This window comes from Bacillus sp. AFS040349 (genome assembly GCF_002577655.1).
Classification (GTDB): Bacteria; Bacillota; Bacilli; order Bacillales; family Bacillaceae; genus Metabacillus.
Window position 1 is genome coordinate 23,068 of record NZ_NUMC01000157.1, and the last position, 7,113, is coordinate 30,180.

6 protein-coding genes are annotated in these 7,113 nt (G+C 34.1%); all 6 read right to left on the minus strand.

Annotation, left to right across the window (positions count from 1 at the left end):
* Position 1: 1 nt before the first annotated feature.
* Positions 2 to 907 carry a phosphate ABC transporter permease subunit PstC gene (gene pstC / locus COD11_RS24745; RefSeq protein WP_098799559.1) on the minus strand — a complete coding sequence of 302 codons (906 nt, stop codon included), beginning with the start codon at positions 905 to 907 and terminating at the stop codon, positions 2 to 4.
* 166 nt (positions 908 to 1,073) lie between these two features.
* Positions 1,074 to 2,063 carry a PstS family phosphate ABC transporter substrate-binding protein gene (locus COD11_RS24750; protein ID WP_098799554.1) on the minus strand — a complete coding sequence of 330 codons (990 nt, stop codon included), beginning with the start codon at positions 2,061 to 2,063 and terminating at the stop codon, positions 1,074 to 1,076.
* A 219-nt stretch (positions 2,064 to 2,282) separates the two neighbouring features.
* Positions 2,283 to 3,572: an MFS transporter gene (locus COD11_RS24755; protein ID WP_098799555.1), complete on the minus strand. Its 1,290-nt coding sequence runs from the start codon at positions 3,570 to 3,572 to the stop codon at positions 2,283 to 2,285.
* Positions 3,573 to 3,717: 145 nt separating this feature from the next.
* Positions 3,718 to 4,326: a superoxide dismutase SodA gene (sodA, locus tag COD11_RS24760; protein ID WP_098799556.1), complete on the minus strand. Its 609-nt coding sequence runs from the start codon at positions 4,324 to 4,326 to the stop codon at positions 3,718 to 3,720.
* Positions 4,327 to 4,478: 152 nt separating this feature from the next.
* The gene (locus tag COD11_RS24765) at positions 4,479 to 4,964 is read right to left on the minus strand and encodes a DUF456 domain-containing protein (protein ID WP_098799557.1); all 486 of its coding nucleotides are present in this window, start codon (positions 4,962 to 4,964) and stop codon (positions 4,479 to 4,481) included.
* A 183-nt stretch (positions 4,965 to 5,147) separates the two neighbouring features.
* On the minus strand, positions 5,148 to 6,821 hold the full coding sequence (locus COD11_RS24770) for a methyl-accepting chemotaxis protein (RefSeq protein WP_098799560.1): 1,674 nt from the start codon (positions 6,819 to 6,821) through the stop codon (positions 5,148 to 5,150).
* Positions 6,822 to 7,113: the final 292 nt, after the last annotated feature.

Here is a 7,113-nt window from a genome sequence, read left to right on the forward strand (position 1 = left end):
CTTAATATTCCTCCCTATATTTACGAGAAATATACTGAGCAACTAGGTTCATTATAAGAGTAAAAACAAATAATGTCATAGCAACAGCGTATAAACTGTAATAAATAGTTGAGCCTGCAGGAGCTTCCCCACCAGTTACTTCAACGATATAAGCAGTCATTGTCTGCATGGATTGTGTTAGATCAAAGGTAAAGTCCTTGTTACTTCCACTTGCAATTGCGACGATCATAGTTTCACCAATCGCACGAGAAATTCCTAATACAAACGAGGCGATTATACCAGATATAGCAGCTGGAATGACAACTTTCCAAGTTACCTCAAGTTTTGTCGAACCAAGGGCAAGAGCACCTTCTCTCATTGTGTTTGGTACAGAACTCATCGCATCTTCAGAGAGTGAAGCTACCATTGGAATGATCATAATACCCATCACTATACCAGGGCTTAAAATATTAGTTGGTTCTAGAGCCGGTATAAATGATCTTAATAAAGGTGTTACAAAGGTGTAAGCAAAAAAACCATATACGATTGTAGGAATACCTGCAAGAATTTCTAATATAGGCTTTAAAATTCTTCGAACTTTATCTGAAGCATATTCACTCAAGAATACAGCTGCCATTAAACCAACTGGAATAGCCACTATCATGGCAATAACTGTTGAATAGAGAGTTCCCAATAATAATGGAAGTACACCAAATACTGCATCATCACCTAATGGCTTTAAAATTGTTCCAGTATAAAAGTCTAAAAATGGAACATCTCTAAAAAAGTTAATTGTTTCAGTTAATAGAGTAACAACTATACCAATTGTTGTCAGTATTGATATTGTTGCAATTGCTAATAAAAATTTAGGCATGAACTTTTCTGTGACTGAAGTTAAATTTGTCGTGCTTCTCTTTTTTTCAATCATGTCACGGATGCTCTCTTTATTATCCAAGATCGAAAACCCCTTCCATCCTCCACATATTATGTAAGGTGAAATTTTATTGTAGATAGTTTTAATAGAAGAAAATACATAAGAAGATGAGAAGCTAAAACTTCTCATCTTCTTACAGTTAGGAAAACTTCGAGGATGATTATTTTAATCCTTCTAAGAAGCTGATTGATTCTTGAATTACTTCATCTTTTAATGGAGCAAATCCAGTTTCAGCAGCTACATCTTGAGCATTTTCCATAGTGTAGATTGCATAATCAAGAACTTGTGGCTTTTCTTTTGCCATATCAACATTTAGGTATGTGAATACTGGACGAGTAAATGCTTTGTATCCAGCTTCATCATCTAAACCGATTGTATCTAAGCTTGGAGCAACAGGACCGTTACCAAAGTCTACAGAAACTGCGTTTAATTTATCTTTATTGCTATCGTAGTATCCATATCCAAAGAATGCAATTGCATTTTTATCTTTTGAAACAAGATCTACAAGAGTAGAATATTCTTGTTGTAGGTTTACACTATCAACGAAATCTTTTTCTTCCATAATCGTTTCAAACATGAACTCGTTAGTACCATGGTTTTCGTTAGGACCCATAGGCTTGATTTCTTCAGCTGGCCATTCTGGGTTAATATCAGACCATTTTGTTACTCCACCTTCAGCAAGGAAGATTTTAACAACTTCTTCTTGAGTCATTTCAGTTGCCCAATCATTTTCTTTGTTGATAACAAATGTTAAACCATCAAGAGCAACTTGGAATTCTTTAACTTCAATACCAAGCTCTTCAGCTTTAGCTGTTTCTTCTTCTTTAATATGACGAGATGCATCATTGAAATCAGTTCCGTTTTCAGCTACAAGAAACTTTTCAAAACCAGCAGAAGTACCCGCACGACTTACTTCAACAGAAACTTCTTCATTTTCACCCATATAGTTTTCAGCCATTCTTGCCATGAAAGGATATACAGTACCAGAACCATCAATTACAACGCTACCTTCTAAAGTTGCTTCTTCTTCAGTAGCTTCTCCGTTACCAGTGTTAGTTTCTTTTGTAGTTTCTCCGCCACCACAAGCAGCTGCGAATACAACTAAGATTCCCATTACGATAAGTAATGCCAGGTTTTTAAAGCTTTTCATTGCCAATTTCCCCCTAAAGAGTGTTTTTTGTTTTGTCCTACGAGTATTAGAATAACGCTCTAGTATTAATAACGTTTTAACTGAATGTAAAGGTTTTGTAAATTTGTGATGGAGTTTGTCATATTTTGTGTAAGGATGGGTATTAGGGTTATTAAAACAATATTCAATTTTTATTTTTATACAAGGAAATTGTTACATACATAATATTACGAACCAAATTTACCCACTACTATCACCATCAACAAGATTGTTCTTTAGAACTGGTTTTCGACTAGTTTGATCTATGCTTTCTTCGCTTTCTTCTAGTTGCACATTTTTCACAAAAAAGTATATTACGAAGTGACCTGCTCCAATAATGGCAAGTAAAACAGGAATACTTTGTTTTTCATCAAAGAAAGAAATAGCAATGATAAACCCTAGTATTGATACAATTCTTCCTGCGTTTAGAAAAATCTCTTTTACTACAATGTACTCTATTCTTGCTTTTGCAGCGCTCCACGCCTTTCCAATCACATCAAATGTTAATGACATATATGGAACGAGCAACATCGGATACCCAATAGCAATGAGTACAGCATATATAAGTAGCTTTTGATAAGTCAAATCAAACAAAATTAAATAAATTGAGAAATATAGTAAAGTTCCACCTATCAAAATGAAACGTTTACGCTTATTTTTCTTTATCACTCTTGATGCAAGATAATAACCTATAAAAGCTACACCTGAATTGACTAAACCGAAAGTCCCTAACGCTAATTCACTGCCTGTTGTAATAAAGACGAAAACACCAATGACAAAAGCAAATGTTCCTTCCCTTAAGCCTTGAAAAAAATGCGCTCTTGTAATATGTCGCCAATTTTTATTATTCTTTCTTTCATGAAAAATTCGTCTTAATATATAATCTCCTTCGGCTTTTCTTCTCTTTAAAAAAAAGCTCAGTACTACAGCGCCTGAGAATAATAAGAGAGAAATTGTAAAAATTGTCGTATAACCAGTAAAGTTTTTTAGCCTAGAGATGACAAAACCGGCCACTATAGGACCAACCATTCCTGCTGTAGAGTTCATCACACCTAAAAATCCATTAAAGAAATCTCTTGTTTCAGGTTCAGTAATCTCAAATGTTAAAACATTAAACGCAAGCCAGTAGAAACCATAACCAATCCCTAAAGTACCTCCTAGAAGGATAAGAAATTTTGCGGCAGATCCTCCAATCATAAGAACACTTAAGAAAAATACAGCTAAAAAAATAACACCTAGCCTTAATACGATTACACGATCTACTTTTTTAGCCAGCCTTCCTGCAAAGATAAAGGTTATAGGCTGCATCACTACAATTGATAAGTTGTAAATTGCTAAATCAATAAACTTTCCGGATTGTTTCCATAAGTATACGTTCACAAATGTATTAGAAAGTGCAATACTTAGGGAATATAATCCTCCTATTACTAATAATAAAATCAAATCCTTACTTACATCTACATCACCGATAATTTTTTTCATTTTTGACATAAAAACTACTCCCCTTCAACTTCTAGTACATAGTTTGTCTTATCGGTTTGTAGTTATGTATATATCTTGCAATTAGTAAGTTGAGTGGAAAAAGCCATACAAAAAAGGACTAACAAGTTTGTTAGCCCTTCTCTTTAACTTCTTATTATTTCGCAGCGCTGAAACGCTTAGAAACTTCATCCCAGTTTACTACATTCCAGAAAGAAGCGATGTAATCTGGACGGCGGTTTTGGTAGTTTAAGTAATAAGCATGCTCCCAAACATCTAAACCAAGGATCGGTGTTTTTCCTTCCATTAAAGGAGAGTCTTGGTTTGGAGTGCTTGTTACTTCTAATTGACCATTGTTTACAACTAACCAAGCCCAACCTGAACCGAAACGAGTTGTTGCCGCTTTAGCAAACTCTTCTTTAAAGCTGTCGTAGCTGCCGAATTTAGCATTAATTGCTTCACCAAGTTCACCAGTTGGCTCACCGCCACCATTTGGAGATAAGATTGTCCAGAATAGACTGTGGTTTGCATGTCCACCACCATTATTACGTACTGCTGGACGAATAGCTTCAGGTACAGCGTCTAGATTAGAAACTAATTCTTCAACACTCTTACCTGCTAGATCAGCATTTCCTTCTAAAGCAGCATTTACATTTGTAATGTAAGTGTTGTGGTGTTTTGTGTGATGAATGTTCATTGTTTCTTTGTCAATATGTGGTTCTAGTGCATCATAAGCATAAGGTAATTGTGGTAATTCGTATGCCATTTTTAGTTCCTCCTTAATATATGTACGTGATAAAAGCCTGTGTAAGCTTTTCAAGTTTAAGGTTACCAAAATTGCCCTGTACTTTCAATTGAAAAGCATTCAAACACATAACAGTTTTCTCACAAGTAATAAATTATATACAATAGAAGAACCTATCTTAAAACCTGAAAAAGAAAATACGCTATCATACTTAATTGAATGAATCCTTTTGCAAACACACCTGAAATAAATCCTAATAGAGAACCAACACCTGATTTTATAGCTAATTTAAATTCCTTCTTATGAAATAATAACTCTGCAATTACAGCGCCTATAAAAGGCCCAATTATTACACCGATAAACGGAACAATAAAAGGTCCAACTAATAGACCAATCGTACTTCCCCAAATAGCCGCTTTACTACCGCCAAATTTTTTTACCCCTAACAGATTTGCTAAATAATCTGCTCCGAATAGTAATGCAATAAAGAATCCCTGTATAATCCAAAATAACCATGTTAGTTCAGTAAATTCAAAAAACCATCCATATAGTAAAAATCCCGCAACAATAAAAAGAACACTTGGAATAATTGGATAGATAAGTCCAATAAAGGAAACAACAAACAATAAACTAATAACGGACCAATAGATTATTTGCATAAAAGAACCTCCTTAAAGTAAATAGTGGCTAATACAGACTTCTTTTATTACATTATTCAAGTACTCTTTTCTAATAATATATGATGAAACAAAATAAACGGTATCCCATAGAACCGCACAATTTAATATGAATAATTAAAAGACAGATTGCCTAAATATGAGTGTTTAGACAATCTGTCTTTTTTAGTTTACGTTAAATTGTTTTGAAATACTAGACAATGAATTAGATAAGCCTTTTAATTGTAAACCAATTTCATGGGTGCTTTCCATCTGCTGTATTTGATCACCACTAGTTGAAAGCATCTGTTCTGAACTTGCAAGAGTTTCTTGTGAAATGGATGCAAAGCTTAACGTTCCTTCCTCCAGGTCTGGGAGAACTGATTTTAAGCCTTGAAGTTCTCCTTGCATTCCTTGCAGTCGCTTACTCACCGTCTCAATTTCAACCATTAATTCATCAAAAGATGCTTTTGATGAATTTGCTGTTTCTAAGTTGCGTTTAATTTTCATAAGCATATCATCGAATTCTTTTGTAGCCCGAATCGTTACATCTTCCATTTCAGCAATTGATTTTGAGATATCTACAGTTGCCAATGATGATTGTTCTGCTAGTTTACGTACCTCATTTGCAACAACAGCAAAACCTTTTCCTGCTTCCCCTGCTCTTGCCGCCTCAATCGTAGCATTAAGAGCTAATAATTTCGTTTGATCGGCGACACCTTTAATTAAACCTACAAGATTTGTGATTGAAGAGGAATGATTCTTTACTTGTTGAATCGTTGAGGTCATGTGCTCAAAATCTTGTTCAAAACTATGGATGGTATTGATTAAATATGTGTTGTTCTTTTCTCCTCGCTTTGCAGATAAATTCATATCTTCAGAGCTCTGAAAAACTGTGTCCATCCCTGAAATCAAAAGTTCAATTCTATGTTTCATTGATTGAAAGCCATTTACACTGCTTTCTGAGCTACTTGCTGTTTGTTCTGCACCTTGTTTCACAACATTAATGGCTTCAATTAGCTGACGGCTATAAGAAAGAGCATATTCTGAAGAATGGCTCAGATTTTCCCCGGTATTTTCTAGCTCTGTTGTTGTTTCATTGATTTCATTTATCACGACTCTCATCTGTTCAATCATCATATTAAAACTAACTTTGAGAGATTGAAGCTCAGGAATTGTTGTATTAATTAAGGCTTTTTTATTTAGATTTCCCTCACGCACCTCAGTCATAACATTTTGAAGCTCATTAAGTGGCTTTGTTAGACTTCGTACAAACATAATTAAAAGGATAGTTGAAATAATTAAGCTAACAGCCATTACAATAATCATAAATTGTGCCATTTCATTTACTGGACCTAAATAAGATTCAGTTGGAACCACAAGAAACGTTTTCCCATTAATCTCTGGCACTTTTATGACAGAAATTGTATAGTCTTTTCCATCAATTGTTTGATGAAAAACAGCATTTTTTCCATTTGCTATTTTTTCTTTAAAAGACTCAGTAAAAGGAATGTATGCTTTATTACTTATTTTAAATGGTTTAATTACATTTTCCGAATAAAAAAATATATCCGATTGGATGCCGTCTGATTCTAACTGTCGTTGCTGGTCACGAATACTAATCTCTAATTGTTGCATAAAATATAGGTCATCACTCACATATAAGAACTTTAAGTTCTTAGCAACGTATGCCATCACTTCTGATTCACGGCTTATTCGGTTTTCAATCGTCTCAATCGTTGTATCTTTTGCCTTTAGGTAAGAACTAATTCCAACAATATTAATAGAAACAATCAGTAAGAAAATAAATAAAAACAATAAACGATCTTTTAAACTGAATTTTGAAAAAACTCTACTCATTACAGAACTGGTTTCTGGTATCTTTTCCTTTTCTGTATTCTTTCTCTTTTTTAACTTTTTCGGTGTGAATTTCTGCTTATGTATTGGTGTCTTTTTTATGTAGTTCGCCCATTTCAATCCCAAGTTGAGCCCTCCATATCTCGTGTAATTTCGACTAATTATAACATCGAAATGTTAAGCTAGTGTTAAGATTAAAATCCACGTCAATAAGACCTTCTTCATATTTTTTAAAAAAAGATCCACCAATTTAGCTATTTTAATGGTAATTATATAAAAAAGGGGCTGACCCAAA

Excerpts from the sequence above, each read along its gene's own strand:
- pstC (WP_098799559.1), bottom strand. The coding sequence starts at position 907 with ATGATTGAAAAAAAGAGAAGCACGACAAATTTAACTTCAGTCACAGAA.
- COD11_RS24750 (WP_098799554.1), bottom strand. The coding sequence starts at position 2,063 with ATGAAAAGCTTTAAAAACCTGGCATTACTTATCGTAATGGGAATCTTA.
- COD11_RS24755 (WP_098799555.1), bottom strand. The coding sequence starts at position 3,572 with ATGTCAAAAATGAAAAAAATTATCGGTGATGTAGATGTAAGTAAGGAT.
- sodA (WP_098799556.1), bottom strand. The coding sequence starts at position 4,326 with ATGGCATACGAATTACCACAATTACCTTATGCTTATGATGCACTAGAA.
- COD11_RS24765 (WP_098799557.1), bottom strand. The coding sequence starts at position 4,964 with ATGCAAATAATCTATTGGTCCGTTATTAGTTTATTGTTTGTTGTTTCC.
- COD11_RS24770 (WP_098799560.1), bottom strand. The coding sequence starts at position 6,821 with ATGAGTAGAGTTTTTTCAAAATTCAGTTTAAAAGATCGTTTATTGTTT.